General features: G+C 62.9%; 22 protein-coding genes and 1 pseudogene. 10 read left to right on the top strand and 13 right to left on the bottom strand.

Going from position 1 to position 22,008, the window contains the following annotated elements; genetic code table 11:
• Window positions 1-388: pseudogene (locus G454_RS21970) on the top strand (hypothetical protein); the annotation flags it as partial.
• A gap of 1 nt (window position 389) precedes the next feature.
• Here the strand turns inward: G454_RS21970 and G454_RS22815 are convergent.
• From G454_RS22815 to G454_RS20010, 3 genes are all read right to left on the bottom strand, one after another.
• A complete protein-coding gene (locus G454_RS22815; protein ID WP_211230153.1) occupies window positions 390-536 on the bottom strand; it encodes a HEPN domain-containing protein in 147 nt (48 codons plus the stop codon).
• A gap of 143 nt (window positions 537-679) precedes the next feature.
• On the bottom strand, window positions 680-904 hold the full coding sequence (gene csrA, locus G454_RS20015; RefSeq protein ID WP_035108193.1) for a carbon storage regulator CsrA: 225 nt from the start codon (window positions 902-904) through the stop codon (window positions 680-682).
• The gene (locus G454_RS20010) at window positions 905-1,375 is read right to left on the bottom strand and encodes a flagellar assembly protein FliW (protein WP_051276658.1); all 471 of its coding nucleotides are present in this window, start codon (window positions 1,373-1,375) and stop codon (window positions 905-907) included. It abuts the gene before it with no gap.
• Between the two features lie 355 nt (window positions 1,376-1,730).
• On the opposite strand from G454_RS20010, the gene G454_RS0116555 reads away from it, so the two are divergent.
• From G454_RS0116555 to G454_RS0116540, 4 genes are all read left to right on the top strand, one after another.
• Window positions 1,731-3,284 carry a flagellar hook-associated protein 2 gene (locus G454_RS0116555; RefSeq protein WP_211230152.1) on the top strand — a complete coding sequence of 518 codons (1,554 nt, stop codon included), beginning with the start codon at window positions 1,731-1,733 and terminating at the stop codon, window positions 3,282-3,284.
• Window positions 3,285-3,352: 68 nt separating this feature from the next.
• Complete coding sequence (gene fliS, locus G454_RS0116550) at window positions 3,353-3,739, top strand: flagellar export chaperone FliS (protein WP_027719445.1); 387 nt, start codon at window positions 3,353-3,355, stop codon at window positions 3,737-3,739.
• 6 nt (window positions 3,740-3,745) lie between these two features.
• A complete protein-coding gene (locus tag G454_RS0116545) occupies window positions 3,746-4,171 on the top strand; it encodes a hypothetical protein (RefSeq protein ID WP_027719444.1) in 426 nt (141 codons plus the stop codon).
• Between the two features lie 65 nt (window positions 4,172-4,236).
• The gene (locus tag G454_RS0116540) at window positions 4,237-4,794 is read left to right on the top strand and encodes a Uma2 family endonuclease (RefSeq protein WP_027719443.1); all 558 of its coding nucleotides are present in this window, start codon (window positions 4,237-4,239) and stop codon (window positions 4,792-4,794) included.
• Here the strand turns inward: G454_RS0116540 and G454_RS0116535 are convergent.
• The 7 genes from G454_RS0116535 to G454_RS19995 all read right to left on the bottom strand — a co-directional run bounded on the left by G454_RS0116535 (window position 4,791) and on the right by G454_RS19995 (window position 10,917).
• On the bottom strand, window positions 4,791-5,153 hold the full coding sequence (locus G454_RS0116535) for a flagellar protein FlaG (protein WP_027719442.1): 363 nt from the start codon (window positions 5,151-5,153) through the stop codon (window positions 4,791-4,793). The two genes, G454_RS0116540 and G454_RS0116535, sit on opposite strands and share 4 nt — an antisense overlap.
• A 27-nt stretch (window positions 5,154-5,180) precedes the next feature.
• Complete coding sequence (gene flgM, locus G454_RS20005) at window positions 5,181-5,477, bottom strand: flagellar biosynthesis anti-sigma factor FlgM (protein WP_035108192.1); 297 nt, start codon at window positions 5,475-5,477, stop codon at window positions 5,181-5,183.
• An 86-nt stretch (window positions 5,478-5,563) separates the two neighbouring features.
• The gene (locus tag G454_RS20000) at window positions 5,564-6,682 is read right to left on the bottom strand and encodes a protein-glutamate methylesterase/protein-glutamine glutaminase (protein ID WP_035108191.1); all 1,119 of its coding nucleotides are present in this window, start codon (window positions 6,680-6,682) and stop codon (window positions 5,564-5,566) included.
• Between the two features lie 15 nt (window positions 6,683-6,697).
• On the bottom strand, window positions 6,698-8,827 hold the full coding sequence (locus G454_RS0116520) for a chemotaxis protein CheA (RefSeq protein ID WP_245574443.1): 2,130 nt from the start codon (window positions 8,825-8,827) through the stop codon (window positions 6,698-6,700).
• Between the two features lie 16 nt (window positions 8,828-8,843).
• The gene (locus G454_RS0116515) at window positions 8,844-9,326 is read right to left on the bottom strand and encodes a chemotaxis protein CheW (protein ID WP_027719440.1); all 483 of its coding nucleotides are present in this window, start codon (window positions 9,324-9,326) and stop codon (window positions 8,844-8,846) included.
• Between the two features lie 6 nt (window positions 9,327-9,332).
• Entirely contained in the window at window positions 9,333-10,112 is a 780-nt protein-coding gene (locus G454_RS0116510; RefSeq protein WP_027719439.1) for a flagellar motor protein, read from the bottom strand.
• Window positions 10,113-10,137: 25 nt separating this feature from the next.
• Window positions 10,138-10,917 (bottom strand): OmpA/MotB family protein, encoded by a 780-nt coding sequence (locus G454_RS19995; RefSeq protein ID WP_281168491.1) that lies wholly within the window; start codon window positions 10,915-10,917, stop codon window positions 10,138-10,140.
• 292 nt (window positions 10,918-11,209) lie between these two features.
• Here G454_RS19995 and malQ point away from each other — a divergent pair, with 292 nt between their 5' ends.
• The 4 genes from malQ to treY are packed head-to-tail and all read left to right on the top strand — an operon-like array spanning window position 11,210 to window position 20,357.
• A complete protein-coding gene (malQ, locus tag G454_RS0116500) occupies window positions 11,210-13,270 on the top strand; it encodes a 4-alpha-glucanotransferase (protein WP_027719438.1) in 2,061 nt (686 codons plus the stop codon).
• Window positions 13,267-15,108 (top strand): malto-oligosyltrehalose trehalohydrolase, encoded by a 1,842-nt coding sequence (gene treZ, locus G454_RS19990; RefSeq protein WP_035108190.1) that lies wholly within the window; start codon window positions 13,267-13,269, stop codon window positions 15,106-15,108. The genes malQ and treZ overlap by 4 nt, the downstream gene beginning before the upstream one ends.
• A complete protein-coding gene (locus G454_RS0116490; RefSeq protein ID WP_035108189.1) occupies window positions 15,105-17,549 on the top strand; it encodes a DUF3536 domain-containing protein in 2,445 nt (814 codons plus the stop codon). Before treZ ends, G454_RS0116490 begins: the two co-directional genes overlap by 4 nt.
• 6 nt (window positions 17,550-17,555) lie before the next feature.
• Window positions 17,556-20,357: a malto-oligosyltrehalose synthase gene (treY, locus tag G454_RS0116485; RefSeq protein ID WP_027719436.1), complete on the top strand. Its 2,802-nt coding sequence runs from the start codon at window positions 17,556-17,558 to the stop codon at window positions 20,355-20,357.
• Here treY and G454_RS19985 read toward each other — a convergent pair.
• From G454_RS19985 to G454_RS22500, 3 genes are all read right to left on the bottom strand, one after another.
• Entirely contained in the window at window positions 20,298-21,200 is a 903-nt protein-coding gene (locus G454_RS19985) for a tRNA (adenine-N1)-methyltransferase (protein WP_084413574.1), read from the bottom strand. The genes treY and G454_RS19985 overlap by 60 nt on opposite strands.
• Before the next feature lie 233 nt (window positions 21,201-21,433).
• Window positions 21,434-21,514, bottom strand: coding sequence for a ubiquitin family protein (locus tag G454_RS22990; RefSeq protein ID WP_425387457.1), 81 nt, complete (start codon window positions 21,512-21,514; stop codon window positions 21,434-21,436).
• An 11-nt stretch (window positions 21,515-21,525) separates the two neighbouring features.
• Window positions 21,526-21,720, bottom strand: a complete 195-nt coding sequence (locus G454_RS22500; RefSeq protein WP_027719435.1) for a hypothetical protein — start codon at window positions 21,718-21,720, stop codon at window positions 21,526-21,528.
• A 167-nt stretch (window positions 21,721-21,887) separates the two neighbouring features.
• Here G454_RS22500 and G454_RS21190 point away from each other — a divergent pair.
• Window positions 21,888-22,008, top strand: a 121-nt coding sequence (locus G454_RS21190) for a MerR family transcriptional regulator (protein WP_156896873.1), incomplete at its 3' end; no start/stop codon positions are given.

Raw genomic sequence — 22,008 nt, 5'->3', positions numbered from 1 at the left:
GCCGGGGCAGAGTGAGCCCTGGTGGCTGGTCACCAACGTTGCCGAGGCGCGCGCCGAACGCATTGCCGACTGGTATGCGCGGCGGATGGAAATTGAGGAATTTTTCCGGGACTTAAAGAACGAGCGGGCTGGTTTTCGGCTGCGGGGGCTGGTTTTGAGGACGGTGATGCGTTATAACCGGCTTTTTCTTTTAATAGCGTACGCCTACTACTTACTGACCGTAGTGGGTGATTGGGCCGAAAAACGGCAACTGCACCGGCGGCTGATGGCGAACACAGAGCGAAAGCGGACTCTGGGGCTTTGGCGTGTGGGGTACTATATTTTTCATTCCTGGTTGAGCGAACGACGGGGCCGATGCCCCTGGGTATTCGATACCTGGCCCGAATAGCTTACAGCGGAATGTAGGCATAAAAGGTGGGGATACCTGAGAGGTGAAGGGCCTTGACGGCCTTTTCGGCTGCCTGTTGCGCGGCAAAGCAAGCCCACTCGTGACGCCCGGCCCGGCGGGAATCCTCCGCCTGCTCTAAATCCCGCAGGGCCTATTTCAACCAGTCGCGCGCTCGATTGGCCATTTTACCCACGCTCTCTGCAGTCCTGCTTGCCCCTTATTTTACCATGCGCGCAATTTTCAGGCAAGGATAACCGGTAGAATAACGGCAGAACCGGAACTGCCGCGGCCCTACTTCTCCATGGCTTTTTCCAGTTCTGTGATAACCTTCCGTGATACCATGGAAGCCCTGTTTTCTTCCTGGAGCTCGCGGTAGAGCTCTTCGCGGTATACGGGCACCTCCAGCGGGGCATCGATGCCAATGCGCACGTAGTCGCCGCTCACGTCCACCACCACCACGCGGATGTTACTGCCGATGACCAGGGCCTGGCCCTTCTTGCGGGTGAGGACGAGCATTTACTCCCCCTCCCCGCCTGCTTCATTTTGCTTCGCCGCTTCCCTTTCAGGAGATGGGCTTTTCGCCATTTTGGGGGGCGTTTGCGGCAGGGGGTGGCGCAGGCCGTAGCGCCTGTCCACCAGCACCACCTGGCGGGCCGTACCGGCAGCCACGTTGACCACCACCGGTGCCAGGAGGTTAACGGTGGCGTTTTTTAAGCCCCGGCTGGCGTTGACGATACAGAAAACCGCCACCTGCTCCGGGGAAGAGATACCCAGGGCCGCCGTTTCCTCCCCGGGCAGCTCGAACTCGTAGGTGGGAAAAAAGAAAAACGGGTTGATCAGAATAAAACCGGTGTTCTCATCCTGGAGGGATTGCAGGAAGAAAAAGGGTGAATCCGGGGCCAGCGCCAGAAGCTCGAACTCCTTTAGCTCCGGCGGCAGGCCGGGGATGCCGGCAGGAAAATTTAAAATGGTACGCCCGTCACGCAAAGTCGGGTCCCTTCCTTAAGCTCCTTCCGGGGTCGAATCGCCGCTTGGCAAAAGCCACTCAAAGCGACCTGCTTTCCCTTAGCTCACGAATGATTTCCACAGAATCAGTCTGCTTACTCCTTCTAGCTACCTTTTCCCTTAATCTGGTAGCCATCTGCAGCGCTTCTTTGGTTTTTGAGGCGCGGACGAGTCGTTTGGCCTTTTGAAGCATCTTAAAACGACCTCTTCCATACATATTGCTGCCAATACTATAGCAGTTAAATGCTCATTTCACAATAACCTTTTTAGCCACCTATCAAGTTTTTCCTAAAGAAACCGATGCTTAAGTTTAAGGAAAGGCCATCCCATAAAGAGGGTGATAAACACCATGAGCCCCGTCTCCTCCGTAACCTCGAGTCTTCGCGTTGCCGGCCTGGCCACGGGTCTGGACACGGAGTCAATTGTGAAGGAACTGATGAAAATAGAGCGCATGCGCCTGGACAGGCTCAACCAGCAAAAGCAAATCCTCCAGTGGCAGCAGGAGGACTACCGGGCCATATACGCCGCCCTGCGCTCTTTCAGGGATAAGGTTTTTGCCATGAAGCTGCAGGCCACTTACCTGGCTAAGAAGGCCGTTTCGTCAGATGAAGCGGTGGTTACGCCTACGGCAGGCCCTGGAGCTGTTCCGGGGATGTATAACATAAATGTAAATCAACTTGCTAAAGGAGTTTTCAAAATAAGCCAAAGTGCCCTAGAGGATGAGAAAAGTGGCGACGGATCTATAAAGCCTTTAGGGATGCAGTTTGATGTTAGTAACGTCCCTTTAGAAAACGGCCAGATTAAATTCTCTATAAATGACAAACCCTTTACTTTTGACCCTAGCGTAGATACTATTTTCACTGTTGTTTCAAAAATAAATAGCGCAAATATAGGTGTCGATGCTGGCTACGATGCTAATTTAAATCTCTTTTTCTTGACTACCACCAATACGGGTTCTCAAGCCAAAATTGAGATTAAGGGTACGTCGGCAAGCTTTTTCAATGAGTGTCTTAAGCTTAGCCTCAACGAGGACACATCTAATGGTACATTATATGCAAATGGCCAAGATGCTCAGTTTTCTTTTGGTGACGCCACTGGCCTCACCAGCTCCACCAACACTGTTACCGTGGCCGGCATCACCCTTACCTTTAAGCAGGTCGGTACTGTCACCATCACCGTCTCTCCCGACACCGACGCGGTGTTTAACGCCATCAAGGACTTTGTCGACGCCTACAACGACCTCATCAGCAAGATCAACGCCAAGCTCACCGAGCCCCGCTACCGGGATTACTTACCGCTTACCGATGAGCAGAGGGAGCAGCTCTCCGACGAGCAGGAAAAGAAATGGGAGGAAAAGGCCAGGAGCGGGCTTTTGCAGGGAGATTTACTCTTGCAGGGCATTTTAAGCAAGATGCGCGCTACCATGTCCGCCGTGGTGCCGGGGCTATCCGGTAAGTACGATACCCTGGCCGACATCGGCATTACCACCGGCTCCTATGCCGAGCGGGGCAAGCTTTACATTGACGAAGCCAAGCTGAAAGAGGCCTTGGCAAAGGACCCCGAAGGGGTGATGAAGCTCTTCACCCAAAGCGCCGCCACCTACGCCGAAAAGGGCATTGCCGCGCGGCTGTACGAGGACGTGGACGGCACCTTGAAAATGCTCTACGCCAAGGCGGGAAGCGACACCTCCTTTAGCACCGTGGACAACAGCGCCATCGGCAGGGAGATTGCCCGGTTAAACGAGAGGATTGCCGCCTGGGAGGAGCGCCTGCAGCAGATCGAGGACCGCTACTGGCGCCAGTTTACCGCCCTGGAAGAAGCCATCGCCCGCATGAACGCCCAGAGCGCCTGGCTGGCCCAGCAGTTCAGCTTCTACAGCTCGCGGCGCTAGGGCTGCGGCCCGCCTGCGCGCGCCATTTCAAGCCTACATCGAGCCCAAGCAGAAAGAGGTGTTTTGCCTTGGTTTCGCCAAACCCCTACCAGCAGTACCGTCACAACGCTGTCTTAACCGCCGACCCGGGAAGGCTCACCCTCATGCTCTTCCAGGGGGCGGCCAGGTTTGCCCGCCAAGCCGCCGCGCGCGTGGCGCAGAGAGACATCCCCGGCGCCCACGAGGCCTGCCTCAGGGCACAGGATATACTCCTCTACCTCCTGGAAACCGCCAATACGGAAATGGAGGTCGGCAGGAACCTCGCTTCCCTCTACGATTACATGTACCGGCGGCTGTTGGAGGCCAATGTAAAAAAGGACCGGGCCATACTGGAGGAAGTGGCCGGGTTCCTCGAAGACCTGGCGCATACCTGGGAGCGGGCGCTGAAGCAGGCCGTGGCCCAGCAGGCGGGTTAGAGCCGGATGGTAAATGGGGCATTTGCAGAAGGGGCGGGCGCGGCCAGGGTGGCGCTCCTGGGCAGGATGAAAGAGGAAGCGCTGGCGCTAAGAGAGCACCTGAAGGCGTGGCTGGCGCTGGAGAAGGAAGGAGCACACGAAGAGGTGGCGGCGGGGGTTTTTTCCTGCCTGGCGCGCCTGGAGGAGTTGCGCGGCCAGTACGACAACCTGGGCCCGGCAGAAGGAGAGCACGACGTGCAGGTCCTTTTTCTCTTAGGGGAACTACGGGACCTGCAGCAGGAAAACGAAAGGCTCCTGGCCGGCATAAAGGAAAAGCTCGCCGGCCTGCTCCTGGAGGTCCGGAAGGCCAGGGAACTGGGGGCCTATTTAAGAGAGGCCTATTTAAAAGAAAAGTATCACTTCCAGGGGCCGGTAGTCGATATCAAGGGCTGAAGGGGGGCTTTGTGCTGCCCCTTCTTTCATGTTATACTTTGCTAAAAACAACCGGGGGGGCCGGCATGTCCTCTTTTCCGCAAGCAAGGCAAAAACCTACCTATCGCGATTACCTTACCTGGCCTGCGGATGAGCGCTGGGAGATCTTAGACGGGGTGCCCTACAATATGACCCCCTCCCCCTCGACGATTCACCAGATGGTAGTTGGGCGTTTTTACGCCCGGCTGGAGAGAATGTTGGCCGGCACGCCGTGCCAGCCTTTTGTTGCTCCCACGGATGTAGTGCTCTCCGAACAGGACGTGGTGCAGCCCGACGTTTTTGTGGTCTGCGAGCGAGGGAAAATAAAAGAGGCTGCCGTTTTCGGGGCCCCCGAGCTTATAGTCGAGGTACTTTCCCCGCACACAGCCCTAAAGGATAAGCGGGAAAAGAAGGCTGTTTACGAGCGCCACGGGGTGAAGGAGTACATCATCGTAGACCCCGTGGCGCGATATGCCGAGCGCTTTTTCTTAAACGCGGACGGTACCTACGGCAAAGGTGAGGTGTTTGGCCCGCAGGAAAAGCTTCCTTTAAAGGTGCTGGACGGTCTGGAAATCCCTCTCTGGGAGGTGTTCGGAGAAATTTAAAGGTACACGTCCAGGAGCAGCCCCACCAGGCGGAAGGGGTCGCTGGCCGCCTGGATGGCGGCCCAGGGCGGCACCTCGCCCTTCTTTTCGCCGGTTTGCCTATCCACCACTTCCACCCAAAGCCTCTCCCTTTCCTCGCGCACCAGAAACTCCAGGGGCTGGTTTTGGGCCCCGGCGGCATAATTCAGGCGGCCCACGGCGGCCACCAGCTCTTCTTTGGAAATCCCTCCCTCTTCGGGTGGGGGGGCTCCCTGCGGGAAGAGATCCTCCCGGCGTACCGCCGCCGGCGGCTCTATGCGCCGCAGGGGGACGACCTCCTGGGAAGCCAGGGACTGCAATCCTCCGGCACCGATCTTCACGGCCCCGCACCTCCTTCCGGCAAAGGGCTAGACCCTCCTGTCCAGCCGCCGCTCTTCCAGCATGGCCGCGGCAATTTTACGCGCGTCGATGCGGTAGCTTCCTTCCGCAAGCTGCTGCCTGATTTCTTCCACTTTTTCTTGCCGCACATCGCTCAGCCCGGCCAGGCGCGCGCGGTAAAGCTGCAGCTCCCGGGCCAGCGGGGAAATCTCCAGCCTGTCGGCGGGAGGCCCCTCCTGCTCTTTTATCTCTGCCGTTCGGCCCGCGCCGTTCCTTACGGGCTGAATGCTGCCGGGCAGGTGGGGATCGAGGCGTTCGACCTTCACGGCCCGACCATCCCCTTGTTTAAAAGTTAATGGCCACCCTGAGGTAACTTTTCGGTTAATATTATACCAACTTTATGCCCACCCGGCTAACTTGTAGCCTGTCCGGCGGCGCGGGGGTGTGTTACCGCGCGTATCACTTCTTCCGGGATCCTGTCCAGGGGCAACACTTTTTGCGCCGCGCCCAGCTCGATGGCCGCCCGGGGCATGCCGAAGACCACGCAGGTGGCCTCGTCCTGGGCAATGGTTAGGCCCCCTTTTTCTTTAATGGCCATCATCCCTCTGGCGCCGTCCCTCCCCATGCCCGTCAGCAGCACGCCCACGGACCGCTCGCCGTAGACTTCCGCCGCGGAGACCATGGCCGCATCCACGGAAGGCCTGAACGTGCCCGGGGGAGGCGGCCCGCTGCCCGCGTCCAGGTGCACGGCTACATGCGCGCCCCGGCGGCGGAAGGTGAACTCAAAACCTGCCGGCGCCACCAGCACCTGGCCCGGGAGCACCTCATCGCCCTCGGCGGCGTGTTTTACCGGTAGGCTGCTGCGGCGGTCCAGGTGCTCGGCCAGCGACTGCGAAAAGCCGACCGGCAGGTGCTGCACGACCACCACGGCGGCGGGAAAGTCGCGCGGTAGGGCGGGAATGATGGCCTGCAGGGCCGCCGGCCCGCCGGTGGAGGAGCCGATGACCACCACCTCCACCGGCGCGGCGGTACGCCGGGACGGCGGCGCCGGACGCGGGTGCTCCGGCTCTGCCGCCGGTGGGGGCGGGGGCGGGGCGGCTTTTCTCCGGCGCGGCACGTCGGTCAGCTTGTGCACGCCCACCCTGGCCGCCGCCCGCAGCTTTTCCGCCAGCTCGTCCACCACGGCCTCCCACTGCCCCGGGCGGGAAGGCTTGGCCACAAAATCCACGGCGCCCAGGGCCAGGGCCTGCATGGTGGCCCGCGCCCCGGCGGTGGTATGGGAGCTGAGCATGACCACCGGCGCGGGGCACTCCCGCATGATGCGCCGCAGGGCCCCCAGGCCGTCCAAAACGGGCATTTCCAGGTCCAGCGTCACCACGTCCGGCGCCAGGCTGCAGGTTTTCTGCACCGCTTCCTCGCCGTCGGCAGCCGTGCCGATTACCTGAAAGCCCTCTCTCCCCTCCAGGAAGCGGGTGAGCAGGCGGCGCAGGAGGGCGGAGTCATCGACGATTAAAACGCGTACGGGGGCCAACGCGCACACCTCTTTTCAGCTTGCCCGGCTCAGCTCCTGGGCCGCTTCTTCCACTCCTGCTTCCTTTACCAGGCTGCGGGCATCTACAATGAGGGCCACGCTGCCGTCGCCGAGGATGGTGGCGCCGGAGAGGCCGGGGACCTGGCCCAGGTAGCTGCCCAGGGACTTGATCACTACCTCCTGCTCGCCCAGGAGCTGGTCCACCACCACGCCCACCTTTTTCTCGCCCACGCCCAGCACCACCACGGAGAGCTTGCCTCCCTCCGCCTTGCTTTTCTCGTTAAAGAGATTGGCCAGCCGCAGGAGCGGCAGCACCTGGCCGCGCAGCACGATGACCTCCACATGGCGCACGCGGCGAATTTCCTCCGGCCTTACGGCCAGCGTTTCCACCACGTTGATTAGGGGGAAGGCGTAGACCTGGTCGCCCAGCGTAACCATAAGCGCCCGGATGATGGCCAGGGTGAGGGGGAGCTTGATGGTGAAGGTGGTGCCCTTCCCCGGGACGGTGGTAAACTCCACGGAGCCGTTAATTTGCTCTATCTGGTTGCGCACGATGTCCATGCCCACTCCCCGCCCCGAGACGTCGCTGACCACCTCGGCGGTGGAAAAGCCCGGGGTAAAGATGAGCTCCAGTATCTCCCTCTCGGTGGCGCGGGCGGCCTGCTCGGGAGTCATCATTCCCCGCGCCACGGCCCGCTGGCGGATTTTCTCCGCGTCCATGCCCCTGCCGTCGTCGGAGAGGGTGATGACGATCTGGCCCTCCACATAGGCCGCTTTCAGCACTATGCGGCCGGCTCGGGGTTTGCCCAGCCGCACTCTTTCCTCCGGAGGCTCAATGCCATGGTCGATGGCGTTGCGCAGGAGGTGGATGAGGGGGTCGCCGATAACTTCAATGACGTTGCGATCCAACTCCGTCTCCTTCCCTTCAATGATGAACTCTACCTCCTTGCCCATTTTATGGGCCAGGTCGCGCACCATGCGCGGCAGGCGGTTAAAGATGTGGGCCACGGGCAACATGCGCGCCTTCATGATCTCTTCCTGCAGAGCGTTGGTCACATGGCCCAGGTGGCTGGAGATCTCCACGAGGCTCTCCACCAGCTCGCCGGAGCCGTAGCGGCTCTCGAAAACCTCCACAAAGCGATCTAACCTGGTACGGTCGATGACCAACTCCCCCACCAGGTTCATAAGGGTATCCAGCTTCTGCACGTCCACGCGCACGGTCTTGACCTCGCTCATGCGCCCCGCGGCGGCCGGTGCTTCCTTGGCAGGCGTCGGCCCTTCCCGCTTCTCCACAGCCGCGGTGCGGGCGGCAGTTCTTTCCTCGGCCCTTTCCTCGGCACGCGGCCTGACGGGCTGTACCTCCACGGCGGTGACCTCGGCAATGGAGAGGACGAGGTCTCTTACCTGCCAGGCATCTTCTTTGGTCAGCAACAGCAGGGAAAAGCCGGCGTCATACCGCCCTTCCTGCAGGTCTTCCGCTGGGGGCTCGCTTTTGATGATTTCCCCTATTTGCTGGAGGGTTTCAAAAATGAGGAAGGCCCGCACGCCCTTCATCTGGCAGTCCCGGTCAATGCCTATGTCCACCCAGTAGGCCGCAAAGCCCCTCACCTCCGCCTCCCGCACCACTTCCTCCACGGCCTCCTCCAGCACGGGAGGCTGGAGGGCGCCCGGGGCTGCCGCCGCTGCCGGCGCGGGAGAAGGGCTCACCGCTCCCGGAGCTTCCGCCGCGCCCGCTCTCCCTGCCGGGGCGCCCCCGGAGCAGGCTTCCTGGCACCAGCGCAGCCTTTCCATTACCGGCTCGATGTCCACGCCTTCCGCCTGACCGGTGATCTCGTCCTTTAGGGCTTTAAGGGTATCCAGGGCGTTAAAAAGCACGTCCACCATTTCCCCGGTAACCCCCATCTCCCCGCGGCGCAGGCGGTCGAAGAGGTTTTCAATCTCGTGGGTGAGGGTGGACATCTTCTCGTAGCCCATGATGGCCGAAGAGCCTTTGATGGTATGCGCGGCCCGGAAGATCTCCTGGATCACTTCGGGGCTGGCGCCCTCCCTTTCCATGAGCAGCAGGTTATCGCTGATCACCTGCAGCTTCTCTTCCAGCTCTTCCATGAAGACGGCTACTTCTTCGCTGGAGAACACGACCCTCACCGTCCTTCCTGTGACTTTAGCCCTGGGCGAGATCCTTTAAGACCTCTACTTCTTCAGGACGGAAAATGCGCGCGGCATCCAGGAGGATGACCAGTTCTTCCCCTGCGAGGACCACGCCCTGCAGGTAGGCGGCCTCCGCGCCCACCACCAGGGAAGGCGGCGGCTTGACGCTGTCTTGGGAAACGCGCAGGACTTCCGCCACCTCGTCCACCAGCAGCCCCGCCCTTACCCCTCCGGCCTCCACAATGAGCGCGCGGGAGGCGGCTGACTCCCCACTGCCGTCCTCCAGGCCCAGGCGGCGGGCCAGGCTGATCACCGGGATTACCTGCCCCCGCAAATTGGTAATGCCCTCCACAAACCACGGTGCCCCGGGGACGGCGACAACGGTCGCAGGCCTGGTGATTTCCAGTACCTGCCGGATGTCCAGAGCATAGGTTTGGCCCTTCAGGCGGAACACCACCAGCTGGATTTCGGAAACGGCCCTTTGCAAAAAGCTCACCCCGCTTTATTCCTCGCTGTATCTTTCTTCCCCGCTTTCACGCATTTCCGGGCGCAGGAAGGCGGTCAGCCGCTCGCGGATGAGGATGGGGTTGTAACCGGCCTGCAGGGAGACGATGCCTTCCAGCATGAGCTGGCGCAGGACCAGCTCCTTCTTGCTCAGGTTGCTCAGCTTGGAGGCTATGGGCAGCCAGAAAAGGTTGGCGCTGGACACCCCGTAGAGGGTGGCAATGAAGGCCATGGCAATGGCCGGGCCCAGCTTCTCCGGCGTATCGATGGAGCTCAGCACGTGGACCAGCCCCATGACCGTGCCGATGATGCCCATGGTGGGGGCGTAGCCGCCGGCAGCCTCAAAGATGCTCTTGCCCACCTGGTGGCGCTCTTCAATGGCGTAGATTTCCGCCTCCAGGATGCTCTTCACCAGCTCGGGGTCCGTGCCGTCCACGACCAGCTGCACGCCCTTGCGCAGGAAGGGGTCGTCGATTTCCGCCAGGCGGTTTTCCAGGTAGAGGAGGCCCTCCCGCCGGGCCTCGTTGGCCAGGCTGACGATGAGCTCGATGGTTTCCTGCGGCTCGGGGATGGTGCGGAAGAGGCCCACGCGCAGCAACTTGGGCAGCTGTTTTAGGTCCTGGAAGGGAAAGCTGAAGATGGTGGCGCCAATGGTGCCGCCAAAGACAATGAGGGCGGCGGTCAGCTGTATGAGGGCGCCCACTTCCCCTCCTTCCAGCGTAAAGCCCAGCACCAGAGAGATTACGCCAATGAAGAAGCCAAAAATGGCCAGGTCCATTGGTCATCCCCTTTTTCCGGTTCTTTTATGGTGTTCTCGCGGCGGAAGAGAAGGGTTCTGCGCCGGTATATTTGCTGCGCAGGATGACGATATCCACCCGGCGGTTCTGCTGGCGGTTGGCCTCGGAATCGTTGGGCACCAGGGGCCGGTACTCCCCGTAGCCTACGGCGGAAAGGCGCTGCGGCGAAATACCGCCCACTTCTATCAACTCTTTTACCACCGCGATGGCCCGCGCGGCAGAAAGCTCCCAGTTGGAGGGGTACTTTTCCGTGTGGATGGGCAGGTCGCAGGTGTGCCCCTCCACGCGGATGTAGTTGGGGGTCTTCTTTAAGATGGGGGCCACGGTGGCAATGATCTGCCTGGCACGGGGGGTAAGCTCGGCCGAACCCAGCTGGAAGAGGACCTCTTCCTGGATGCTCAGCACAATGCCCCTTTCTTCGCTGATGGCCCTGATCCGGGCCGAAAGGCCCAGCCTCTCGATCTCCCGCAGCAGCTCCTGGCGGATGTTTTCCATTTCCGCCCTGTCCAGGTTGTTTTCGGCCGGCCTTTCTTCCTGCGTGCCGCTCACGCCGGGCACCGCCGAGGGGCCGATATTTTCCAGCACCAGCCCCCCTCCGCCCATGGCCTTATGTAATGATTCGGCAAGCATGGTGAACTTCTTGATGTCCACGCGGCTGATGGTGTACATGACGATAAAAAAAATGAGCAGGAGGGTAATCATGTCGGCATAGGTTATGAGCCAGCGCTCCATGCCGGCGCCGCCGTGGCCGCCCCCGCCACCATGCGCTCTCCCCCTTTTCCTCACCCGATTACGACCTCCTTTGCCCCGGGCGACAGCTGGCAACCCTTTTCTACAAAATCCAAAATTCCCCCTCGAGGGAAAAATTCCTGCCGGCACCGCGCAAAATTGGTCGGCCGGCCCGCAGGAAACGCGGCAGGCGCCCGCCCTAAATCCTGCCCTAAATATTCGGAGGCCTCCCGGCGCGGGGCCGGTTCTGCGGAAAGCGTCCGGAAGCGGGGAGGCAGCCGGCGCGCCGCGCAGGAGTAAATTTTCCCGGGAGGGGCAAAATACCGCTTAAATGCAGGAGGTTTTTGTGGTGTCCCCGCAAGACATGCGCTTCCTTCACCGTCTTGCCGGCCTGTACGGGGTGCAGGTTTCCTATCGCGACGCGGCGGGAAAAAGGCGCGCGGCCGGCGTAGAGGCCCTCACGACCGTCCTGCAGGCCCTGGGGGCACCGCTGACAGACCCGGGCGGCGCGCGGGAAGCCCTGCGGGAGTCCATTTTGCGCCGCTGGCGGAGGCTCTGCGAGCCGGTGGCCGTGGCCTGGGAAGGGGAGGGAGCTTCCGTCTTGCTGCGCCTGCCCGCCGCAAGGGAAAATGCGCGCGGGGAATGCCGGCTGACCCTGGAAGGCGGGGAGGTCGTTTCCTGGCCCGTAACCCCTGCTTCCCTGCCCGCCAGGGAGGCCGCTTTCCTGGAAGGAAGCCTTTATGTGGCCAGGGAGCTGTCCCTGCCCGGCCTTGCCCCCGGCTACCACCGGCTCACGGTAGACCTGCCGGGCTGCGGCACCGGCAGCGTGCTCGTCATCTGCGCCCCCCGCCGGGCCTACGGATGTTCCGAAAGAGCCAAGCGCACCTGGGGCCTCTTTATCCCCCTTTACGCCCTGCACACGGAGAAGAGCTGGGGCGCGGGGGACTTCGGCGACCTGGCCCTCTTTTTAAGCTGGGCCGTGGAGGCGGGTGCCGGCCTTGTGGGCACCCTCCCCCTTTTAGCCGCGTATTTAGACGAACCTTTCGAGCCGAGCCCCTACGCGCCCGTCAGCCGGCTTTTCTGGAACGATTTTTACCTGGACGTGGCAGACTTGCCGGAGCTGGCGGGGTGCCCCGAGGCCCGCCGTCTGGTGGAATCCCCTGCCTGGCAAGAGGAGCTGGAAAGGGCAAGGGCCGCGCGCCGGGTTGACTACCGCCGCGTGATGGCCCTCAAGCGCCGGGTGCTCGGCCTGCTGGCCGATAAATTTTTCGCCCGGGAGGATACCGAAAAAGGCGATTTCCGCTCCTGGCTGGCGGAGCACCCGGAGGCGGAGACCTACGCCCTCTTCCGCGCCGCCGTGGAGCGGCAGCGGTCCGTGTGGCCGTCCTGGCCGGAGAGGATGCGCCGGGGCCGGCTGGCCGCAGAAGATGCCGATCCGGCGGCGGTGTGCTATCACCTTTACGCCCAGTGGCTGGCCTCCCGCCAGATGCGCGCCCTGTCCCTTGAGGCGGAAAGAATAGGTGCGGGCCTCTACCTGGACCTGCCCGTGGGTGTACACCCTGCCGGCTACGATACCTGGCGGTGGCGGGAGCTCTTTGCCCTCGGGGTACGCTGCGGTGCGCCTCCGGATCCCTTTTTTGCCGGAGGCCAGGACTGGGGCTTCCCTCCCCTTCACCCGGAGCGGCTGCGGGAGCACGGCTACCGGTACTTCATTTCCTGCCTGCGCCACCACCTGCGGTACGCCAGGGCTCTGCGCCTCGACCACGTCGCGGGCCTGCACCGGCTCTTCTGGATACCGGAGGGCTTTTCGGCGCGGGAAGGCGTTTACGTGCGCTACCGGGCGGAAGAATTCTACGCCATCCTGGCCCTGGAATCACACCGGCACCGCGCCTTAATCATCGGGGAGGACCTGGGCACTGTGCCCCGCAGCGTGCGCTCGGCCATGGGCCGGCACAACCTCTACCGCATGTACGTGCTGCCCTTTGAGATGGCGGAAAAAGGCACGGCGGTGCTGCGGCCCGTGCCTGCCGGGAGCCTGGCCTGCCTGAACACCCACGATATGCCCCCTTTTGCCGCCTTCTGGGAAGGGCTCGGGCCCCGCCGGCGCCGGGAACTGCTGGCCTTCCTGGCGGAGAGGGGTTTGGCAAGCCCCGCCCGGGGCACAATAAAAGAGGCCCTTTGCGGCTGCCTGGCCTTTCTCGCCGCCAGCCGGGCCCGGGTGGTCATGGTGAACGTAGAGGACCTCTGGCTGGAGAAGGAGCCTCAAAACGTTCCCGGCACCGGCAGCGAGGAGCGGCCCAACTGGCGCCGCAAGGCCCGCTATTCCTTTGAGGAGTTTGCGGCCCAAAACGGCCTAACGTCCTTGCTGCAGAAGATTAACGCCCTGCGGGAGGGAGGCAAAAGGCTATGAAACCCCTGGGAGCCACATACCTGGGCGACGGGCGGTGTCTTTTTAACGTCTGGGCCCCCCGGGCAAAGAGCCTGGCCGTGAGCCTCCTGGAGCCCCGCGAAAAGACGGTCTGGCTGGCAAGGGACGAGCGCGGCTATTTCAGCGGCACGGTGGAAGGAGCCGGTCCGCAGAGCCTCTACTACTATGTGCTGGACGGGGGGAAGGTACGCCCCGACCCGGCATCCCGCTACCAACCGGAAGGCGTCCACGGGCCCTCCCAGGTGGTGGACCTTCAAAGCTTCCGGTGGAGCGACCACGGCTGGAGGGGTCTCCCCCGGGAGAAGCTCGTCTTTTACGAGCTGCACGTGGGCACCTTTACACCGGAGGGAACCTTTGAAGCCGTTATCCCTTTCCTTGACGAGCTCAAAGAGCTGGGCGTGACGGCATTACAGCTCATGCCCGTGGCCCAGTTCCCCGGCAGCCGCAACTGGGGCTACGACGGGGTCTACCCTTTTGCCGCGCAAAACACTTACGGCGGGCCCTGGGGCCTGCAGCGCCTGGTGGACGCCTGCCACCGGAGGGGCCTGGCGGTGTTCCTGGACGTGGTCTATAACCACCTGGGGCCGGAAGGCAACTACCTGCCCGATTTTGCCCCCTACTTTACCGAAAATTACCGCACGCCGTGGGGGGCGGCGGTGAATTTTGACGGGCCGGGCAGCGACGAGGTGCGCCGCTACTTCATCGAAAACGCCCTCTACTGGGTGCGGGACCTGCACATCGACGGGCTGCGCCTGGACGCCGTGCACGCCATCACGGACAAGTCGGCCATCCCCTTCCTGGCCGAGCTGACGGGGGAAGTGCACCGGGAGGCGGTGCGCCTGGGGCGGCAGGTCTACCTCATTGCGGAAAGCGATCTCAACGATGCCCGCCTCATCTGGCCCCGGGAGCTGGGCGGCTACGGCCTGGATGCCCAGTGGTGTGACGACTTTCACCACGCCCTGCACGCCCTGCTGACCGGCGAGCGCCGGGGCTACTACCAAGACTTTGGGGAGCTTTACCACCTCGCCCGGGCCTTTAGAAACGGCTTCGTGTACACAGGGCAGTACTCGGCCTACCGGCAGCGCAGGCACGGCGGCCCCATTGGGCCCTGCCGGCCGCTGCAGTTTGTGGTCTTTGCCCAGAACCACGACCAGGTGGGCAACCGGGCCTGCGGGGAGAGGCTGAGCAGCCTGGTGGATTTTGAGGCCCTCAAACTAGCCGCGGCGCTGGTCATCCTCTCCCCCTTCCTCCCCCTCATCTTCATGGGGGAGGAGTACGGGGAAACGGCGCCCTTTCTTTACTTCACCAGCCACACCGACCCCCGGCTGGGCGAGGCCGTGCGCCTGGGCCGCCGCCGGGAGTTTTCTTCTTTTAACTGGGCGGAGGAGGTCCCGGACCCCCAGGACGAGGAAACTTTCCTGCGCTCCCGCCTGCGGCGCGAACTCCGGCAGCAGGGCCGCCACCGGGCGCTCTACGAACTCTACCGGGAACTCCTGCGTTTGCGCCGCGAACACCCCGCTTTCTCCGACCCTCGCTGGGAAAACATGGAGGTTACCGCCTTGGGCGCACGGGGCGCACTGGTGCTCGAGCGCTGGGGCGGCGGGGCCAGGGCCGGGATCATCTCCTCCTTCCGCCGGGAGCCCTCTTGCGCCGTCCTGCCCCTTTCGCCCGGGCGCTGGCGCAAGATCCTGGATACGGCGGAAGAGCGCTGGCTGGGAGGGGGCAGCAGCGTCCCCGCGGAAGTATTTTCCGCCGGGGAGGTGGAACTGGCCCTGCCGCCGCTGGCCTGCATACTGCTTGAACGTATGGAGGAGGGATGAACGACGTGGAGCGTTACGTGTGCATCCACGGCCACTTCTACCAGCCGCCCCGGGAAAACCCCTGGCTGGAAGACGTGGAACTGCAGGATTCGGCCTACCCTTACCACAACTGGAACGAGAGGATCACCGCCGAATGCTACGAGCCCAATACCGCCTCGCGCATCCTGGACCCCGACGGCTGGATTAAAAAAATCGTCAACAACTACAGCAAGATCAGCTTCAATTTCGGGCCCACCTTGCTTTCCTGGATGGAAAAACACGAGCCGGAAGTCTACCGGGCCATCGTGGAAGCCGACCGCGAGAGCCGGGAAAACTTCTCCGGGCACGGCTCCGCCCTGGCCCAGGCCTACAACCACATCATCATGCCCCTGGCCAACCGGCGAGACAAGTACACCCAGGTCCTCTGGGGCATCAGGGACTTCGAGCACCGGTTCGGGCGCCGCCCGGAAGGTATGTGGCTGCCGGAAACGGCGGTGGACCTGGAAACGCTGGAAATTATGGCCGACCTGGGCATCCGCTTTACCATCCTGGCGCCCTACCAGGCCCGGCGGGTGCGCCGGGCGGGCAGCAGCGCCTGGCTTGATGTGGGTCCCGGCGGCGTCGACCCCACCGTGCCCTACCTGGTGAGGCTGCCGGAGTCGGGGCGCACCATCAGCGTTTTCTTTTACCACGCCGACATTTCCCGGGCGGTGGCCTTTGAGGGCCTCCTCCTGAACGGGGAGCACTTTGCCCGGAGGCTGGTCGGCGCCTTTGACGCCGGGCGGAATGCACCCCAGCTGGTGCACATTGCCACCGACGGGGAAACCTACGGCCACCACCACCGTCACGGGGACATGGCCCTGGCCTACGCCCTCCACTACATTGAGAGCAACAGGCTGGCCCGCATCACCAACTACGGTGAGTTCCTGGAGAAGCACCCGCCGGAGCTGGAGGTGGAGATCAAGGAAAATACCGCCTGGAGCTGCGCCCACGGCGTGGAGCGCTGGCGCAGCAACTGCGGGTGCAATTCCGGTCTTCACCCGGGCTGGAGCCAGGCCTGGCGCTCGCCGCTGCGCAACGCCCTGAACTGGCTGCGCAACGCCCTGGCGCCCCTGTTCGAGGAGCAGGCTCGCCCCCTGCTGAAAGATCCCTGGGCGGCCCGCGACGAATATATTGAGGTCATCCTCGACCGCTCCCCGGAGAACCTGGAACGCTACCTGGGCAGGCACGCCGCCCGCCCCCTCACCGGGGAAGAGCAGGTGAAGGTGTTAAAGCTCCTGGAAATGCAGCGGCACGCCATGCTCATGTTCACCAGCTGCGGCTGGTTCTTTGACGAGATTTCCGGCATAGAGACGGTCCAGGTGCTGCAGTACGCCGGGCGGGCCATCCAGCTGGCCCGGGATCTCTCCGGGCACAACGGCCTGGAGGCGGAATTTCTGGAAATGCTCTCCCAGGCCAAGAGCAACATTCCCGAGCACAGAGACGGGGCGCACATTTACGAGAAGTTCGTCAAGCCGGCCATGGTGGACCTGGTCAAGGTGGGCGCCCACTACGCCATTTCCTCCCTGTTTGAAACCTACGAGGAGCAGTCCCGCATTTTCTCCTACACCGTGCGGCGGGAAGACGGTATCAGCCGCCTGGCCGGTGCGGCCAAGCTGGCCCTGGGAAAGGCCAGGGTAACATCCGAGATCACCCGCGAGGAAACCACCGTCGTTTACGGGGTGGTTAATTTCGGCCTCCCCAGCATCAACGGCGGGGTCAAGGAGTACGCCGATGAGGAGAGCTACCGCCGCATGGTGGAGGAGGTAACGGCGGCCTTCGACCGGGTGGACTTCCCGGAGGTCATCCGCCTCCTCGACCAGTATTTCGGGGGAGACACCTTCTCCTTGAAGCACCTTTTCCGCGACAAGCAGCGGGAAATACTGGGCATCATCCTCGACTCCACCCTGGAAGAGGTGGCCGCAGATTACCGGCGCATTTACGAACGCCACGCCCCCCTGATGCGCCTTTTAAAAGAGCTGAACATTCCCCAGCCCAAGGTGCTCTTTTCTGCCGCCGAGTTTGTCATCAACGCCAGCCTGCGCCGGGCTTTGGCGGAAAAGTTCCCGGACCTCGAGCACATCAGGGCGCTCCTGGAAGAAGCGCGGTCCATCAACATTCCCCTCGACGGGGCCTCCCTGGGCTATGCCTTAAAGAAGACACTGGAAAGGCTTGGGAAAGAGTTGCGGGAAAACCCCCTGGACACGGGCCTGCTCGAGCACCTGGAGGCCGCCTGCAGCCTGGTGCACTTTCTGCCCTTTGAGGTGGACCTGTGGAAGGTGCAAAACATCTACTACGGGTTGCTGCAGTCAATTTACCCCGAGGTGCGCCAGCGGGCCGCTGCCGGAGACGAAGGAGCCGAGGCCTGGGTGGGGCGCTTCTCCTCGCTGGGGGACTGCCTGCGCATAAGGAGGGGCAGGTGAGGCAAAATGCCCCCGGGCCGCATTCCCGCAGCCACCTATCGCCTGCAGCTTAACCGTGACTTCCCTTTATCCCGGGCGCGCGAGCTGGTGCCTTATCTGGATGCCCTGGGGGTTACCGATATCTACGCCTCGCCCCTGCTGGCCGCCCGGCAGGGCAGCCCCCACGGCTACGACGTGACCGACCCCACGCGCCTCAACCCCGAGCTGGGCGGGGAAGAAGGCCTCCGCTCCCTGGCCGCGGCGCTGCAGGAGCGCGGCATGGGCCTCCTCCTGGACATCGTGCCCAACCACATGGCCGCCAGTCATGAGAACCCCTGGTGGGTGGACTTTTTGCGCTGGGGGGCCCGGTCGCCTTTTGCCGGCTTCTTCGACCTGGCCTGGCAGCCGTCAAAACCCTCCCTGGCCGGGAAGGTAATCCTCCCTATCCTGGGCCGTCAGTATGCGGAAGCGCTGGAAAGAGGGGAAATTACCCTCAGCCTGACGCCCGGGGGTTTCGGGGTGGCCTACTACCGGTGGTGGTTCCCCCTCAACCCCCCGTCCCACGGCAGGGTGCTCGCCTACGGGCTCGAGCGCCTGGAGGCACCCGCCGCCGCAGCCGAAAGGCTGGCGGAACTTTCGCGGGCCTTTTCCCGCACCCCCAGCCGGGAGGAATTTGCCGGCGCCTGCGGGGACCTTTGGGAGCTCTACCGGCAGGACGGTGCGGTAAGGGCCTTCCTCGACGGCCTGCTGGCCCTCGCCAACGGGCACGGCGGGCGCCCTCCGGACGCCGCCTTCCTGCACGAAATCCTCGAGCAGCAACACTACCGGCTGGCCTTCTGGCGCCTGGCCGCGGAAGAGGCCAGCTACCGGCGCTTTTTTGATGTGGCCGAGCTGGTGGCCCTGCGCATGGAAGAGCCGGAGGTTTTTGAAGCCACCCATGCCCTGGTCCTGGCCCTGGTCCGCAAGGGGGTGGTAACGGGCCTGCGCATAGACCACATTGACGGCCTGCGCGACCCGCTGGGTTACCTCGCGCGCCTGCAGGAGCACCTGGCGGCGGCCGGCGGCGGCGTTTACGTGGTGGTGGAAAAAATCCTGGGCGTTGACGAGGATTTGCCGCCCGCCTGGCCGGTGCACGGCACGACGGGCTACGATTTCCTAAATCTTTTAAACGCCCTCTTTGTAGACGGGGAGGGTTTGGCCGCTCTGGACGAACTCTACCGGCAGGTGAGCGGCAGGGAAAGCACGCTGGAAGAGGAAACCTACGCAGGCAAAAAGAAGGTCATGGGGGCTCTTTTCCGGGGGGAGGTGTATGCGCTGGCGCGTCTGCTGGACGCGGCGGCAGCGCGGGACCCTGACGGCAGGGACGTGGCGCTTCGCGAGCTGGAGGAGGCCATTGTGGAGCTTACGGCCTGCCTGCCGGTCTACCGCACGTACCTGAGGGAGGAAGCGGTTGGGGAGCGCGAGAGAAGGTACATTGCCTTGGCGGCGGAAAGGGTCCTTGCGCGCCGCCCGGACCTGCAGAGGGCCGTCCTCCTCTTAAAAAAGGCGCTCCTGCTGGAGACACCGGACCGCCGCGCCGCCCTGGAGTTTGCCCTGCGCTGGCAGCAGTTCACCGGGCCCGTTATGGCCAAGGGCTTTGAAGATACAGCTCTCTATACCTTCAACCGGCTCCTCTCCCTAAACGAGGTAGGTGCCGGTCAAGATGCGCGGGAGGTCACTCCGGAGGAGTTCCACCGCCACAACCGGGAAAGGCTTGCGCGCCGCCCGCACAGCCTCCTGGCCACCTCCACCCACGACACCAAGCGGAGCGAGGACGTGAGGGCACGCCTGAACGTGCTGGCGGAAATCCCCCACCTTTTCTCCGCACACCTGGAATTCTGGCGGGAGGTTAACCGGGCAAAAAAGCCGCACGTCGGCGGCCGCGCGGTGCCCGGCGGGAATATGGAGTTTTTTCTCTACCAGACCCTGCTGGGAGCCTGGCCTCTGGCGAATGAAGAAGAGGAGGATTTTCGCGGTAGGCTCAAGGGCTACCTGATTAAGGCCGCCCGGGAGGCCAAGGAAGAAACCAGCTGGCTTGCCCCCGACCCCGCTTACGAAGAGGCCCTGCTGGAGTTTGCCGAGGCCATCCTGGCGCCGGAAGAAGGCAACCTTTTTTTAAAAGACTTCCTGGGCTTTCAAAAAAAGATAGCCTTTTATGGAGCCCTCGGCTCGCTGGCCCAGGTGCTCCTGAAGATAGCCTCGCCCGGCGTGCCGGACTTCTACCAGGGCTGCGAAATGTGGGACTTCAGCCTGGTGGATCCCGACAACCGCCGCCCGGTGGATTTTGCCCGCCGCGCCGGTTGCCTGCGCGAGCTGGAAGAAAAAGAAAGGGCCTGCGGGCCGGCGGCCCTGGCGGCAGAACTTCTGGACGGCTGGGCGGACGGACGCATAAAGCTTTACCTCACCTGCAAGGCCCTGCGCTTTCGCCGGGCCCACCTGGACCTCTTTGCCGGCGGCGCGTACATACCCCTGGAAGCCGCGGGCCCGCTTTACCGCCACGTGTGCGCCTTTGCCCGCCGCCGGGGAAGCCGCTGGGCCCTCGTGGCCGTGCCCCGGCTGGTGGCCCGCCTGGCCCTGCGTCACGCCCCGCCCCGCATGGAGCTCCCCCTGGTGGCTCCCCTAGGCCAAGGGGTGTGGGGGGATACGGCGCTGGTCCTCCCGGGCGGCGCGCCGTGCGCGTGGCGCAACGTTTTTACCGGCGAAGAAGTGCAGGCCGGGGAAGGAAACGTGTTACCGCTCGCCGTCGCCTTCAAGGGCTTCCCGGTGGCCCTCCTGGAAGGGGAAAGCTGAAAGGGAACCTTCTCCGGGCGGTTCACCGTTTTCTCCGGGAGCAGGCTCAAGGCCCTCCGCCGGCAGCTGCCGGTCCAGGCGGCGCGCAAAAGTTAAGAAACCGGTGTGGCCTACCATGCGGTGCTTGGGCCGCACGCTGCGGCCTTCCAGGTGCCATTCCCGCACCAGGACCTCCAGGGTTTCCACCAGCCCGAAGGCCTTGCTCTGCCTCAGTGCCCGGTGGAAAGCCTCGGCCTGGGTGATGGAAGGGAGATAGGCACACACGATGCCTCCCGGGCGCAGCGTGTCCAGGACGGTTCCTATGGCCCGCCAGGGCTCCGGCACGTCCAGGAGGACGCGGTCGAAATCCCGCTCCTCAAGGGGGCCGTAAACGTCTCCTTTTTTGAGCACCAGGTTGGGGGTGCTCTCGCCGAAGTAATTCCTGATATTTTCCGCCGCAAAGTCGAGCATGTCCTGGCGCACGTCGTAGCCCACCACCAGGCCTGCGGGGCCCACCTGGCGTAAAACGGCCAAAAGCAGGGCCCCGCTGCCCACGCCGCCGCAGAGCACGCGCGCGCCGGGGAAGACGTCTGCCCAGACCAGGATTACGGCTGTGTCCTTGGGGTAGATGATGCCGCTTTTGCGCGGCATGTTCATGGTGTAATCCATGGCCGTGGGGTAAAAAACCATAAAGGCCTTCCTGCCCGTGGTGGCCACCCTGCAGCCCGGCTCAAGCCCGAGTACTTCCTCGTGCCTGACCTGCCCCCAGCAAGTGTGGAGGGCGCCCCCTTGCCGCAGGCGCTGGAGATAACAATGCCCCTGCTCGTCGGCGAAAATTACCAGCTCGTTTTCCCGGAAAGGCAACTTCTCACCTCCTGAAAAATAAGGGGCTAGCAATAATTTCTATTCCCAGAGTAGTTTCCCCTGCCTTTGCCGCCTTTAACTGCGGGCGTTTAAAAATGCCGTTAAAAACCCCGACGGCTGGACAACGGGCAAAGGGCGGAAAACCCCGTAAAAATCTTGAGGACCCCCTTTGGAGGCGGGGCTCCTGCCGGCAGCCGGCATTTTTGCCGGTAAGAGGAGCAGTGCGCTTTTTGTTAACCCCCTGCTGCCGGGGGGATAACGAGGAGCACGTCACCGTCCCTAAGCGCCGCGTCAAGGCCCCCCGAAAAGGCCAGGTCACGCCCGTTTAAGACCAGCCGCAGACAGCCGTAAGGGTGCCGATGGCCGGATCGATGAGCTTTCTTTTTAGGGCCTCGCCGTGCCTTTGGACAAGCTCTCCGATTACTTCCCTCACCGTCAGACCGTCGGGAATGTTTAGGCAGACCTCGCACCCGCCCAGGAGCGGCACCAGATCTAGAACGGCTTGCACCCTGACTACCATCTCTCACCACTCCTAACGGGGCAGCAGCTGTAACCTGCGGCGGTCTCCGAGGCACTTTTCCTTTGTTTGGCGTGTGCGTTAGAATTAGAATTAGCAGGAGGTTTGTAGCAGCTACGAATAAATGCACTATAATTGAATGAATCATACAGTTTTGCTACCATAAAAGTATGGAACTCTTATCCATCGGGGAAGCGGCAAAGCGGTTAGGCGTACACCCGAACCGCCTCAAGGCGTGGGAGAAGCAGGGGTTAATTAAGCCCGTGCGGCTTCCCAGCGGCCACCGGAGGT

It is taken from the genome of Desulfovirgula thermocuniculi DSM 16036 (assembly GCF_000429345.1).
In the GTDB taxonomy this organism is placed as follows: Bacteria; Bacillota; Desulfotomaculia; order Desulfotomaculales; family Desulfovirgulaceae; genus Desulfovirgula; species Desulfovirgula thermocuniculi.
This window is presented reverse-complemented; position numbering and strand designations above follow the sequence as displayed.

What these genes read in the sequence shown, in the direction of transcription:
- G454_RS22500 (WP_027719435.1), bottom strand. Translation starts at nt 21,720, where the DNA reads ATGGTAGTCAGGGTGCAAGCCGTTCTAGATCTGGTGCCGCTCCTGGGC.
- csrA (WP_035108193.1), bottom strand. Translation starts at nt 904, where the DNA reads ATGCTCGTCCTCACCCGCAAGAAGGGCCAGGCCCTGGTCATCGGCAGT.
- G454_RS0116490 (WP_035108189.1), top strand. Translation starts at nt 15,105, where the DNA reads ATGAACGACGTGGAGCGTTACGTGTGCATCCACGGCCACTTCTACCAG.
- G454_RS0116510 (WP_027719439.1), bottom strand. Translation starts at nt 10,112, where the DNA reads ATGGACCTGGCCATTTTTGGCTTCTTCATTGGCGTAATCTCTCTGGTG.
- treY (WP_027719436.1), top strand. Translation starts at nt 17,556, where the DNA reads ATGCCCCCGGGCCGCATTCCCGCAGCCACCTATCGCCTGCAGCTTAAC.
- treZ (WP_035108190.1), top strand. Translation starts at nt 13,267, where the DNA reads ATGAAACCCCTGGGAGCCACATACCTGGGCGACGGGCGGTGTCTTTTT.
- G454_RS0116545 (WP_027719444.1), top strand. Translation starts at nt 3,746, where the DNA reads ATGGTAAATGGGGCATTTGCAGAAGGGGCGGGCGCGGCCAGGGTGGCG.
- G454_RS0116540 (WP_027719443.1), top strand. Translation starts at nt 4,237, where the DNA reads ATGTCCTCTTTTCCGCAAGCAAGGCAAAAACCTACCTATCGCGATTAC.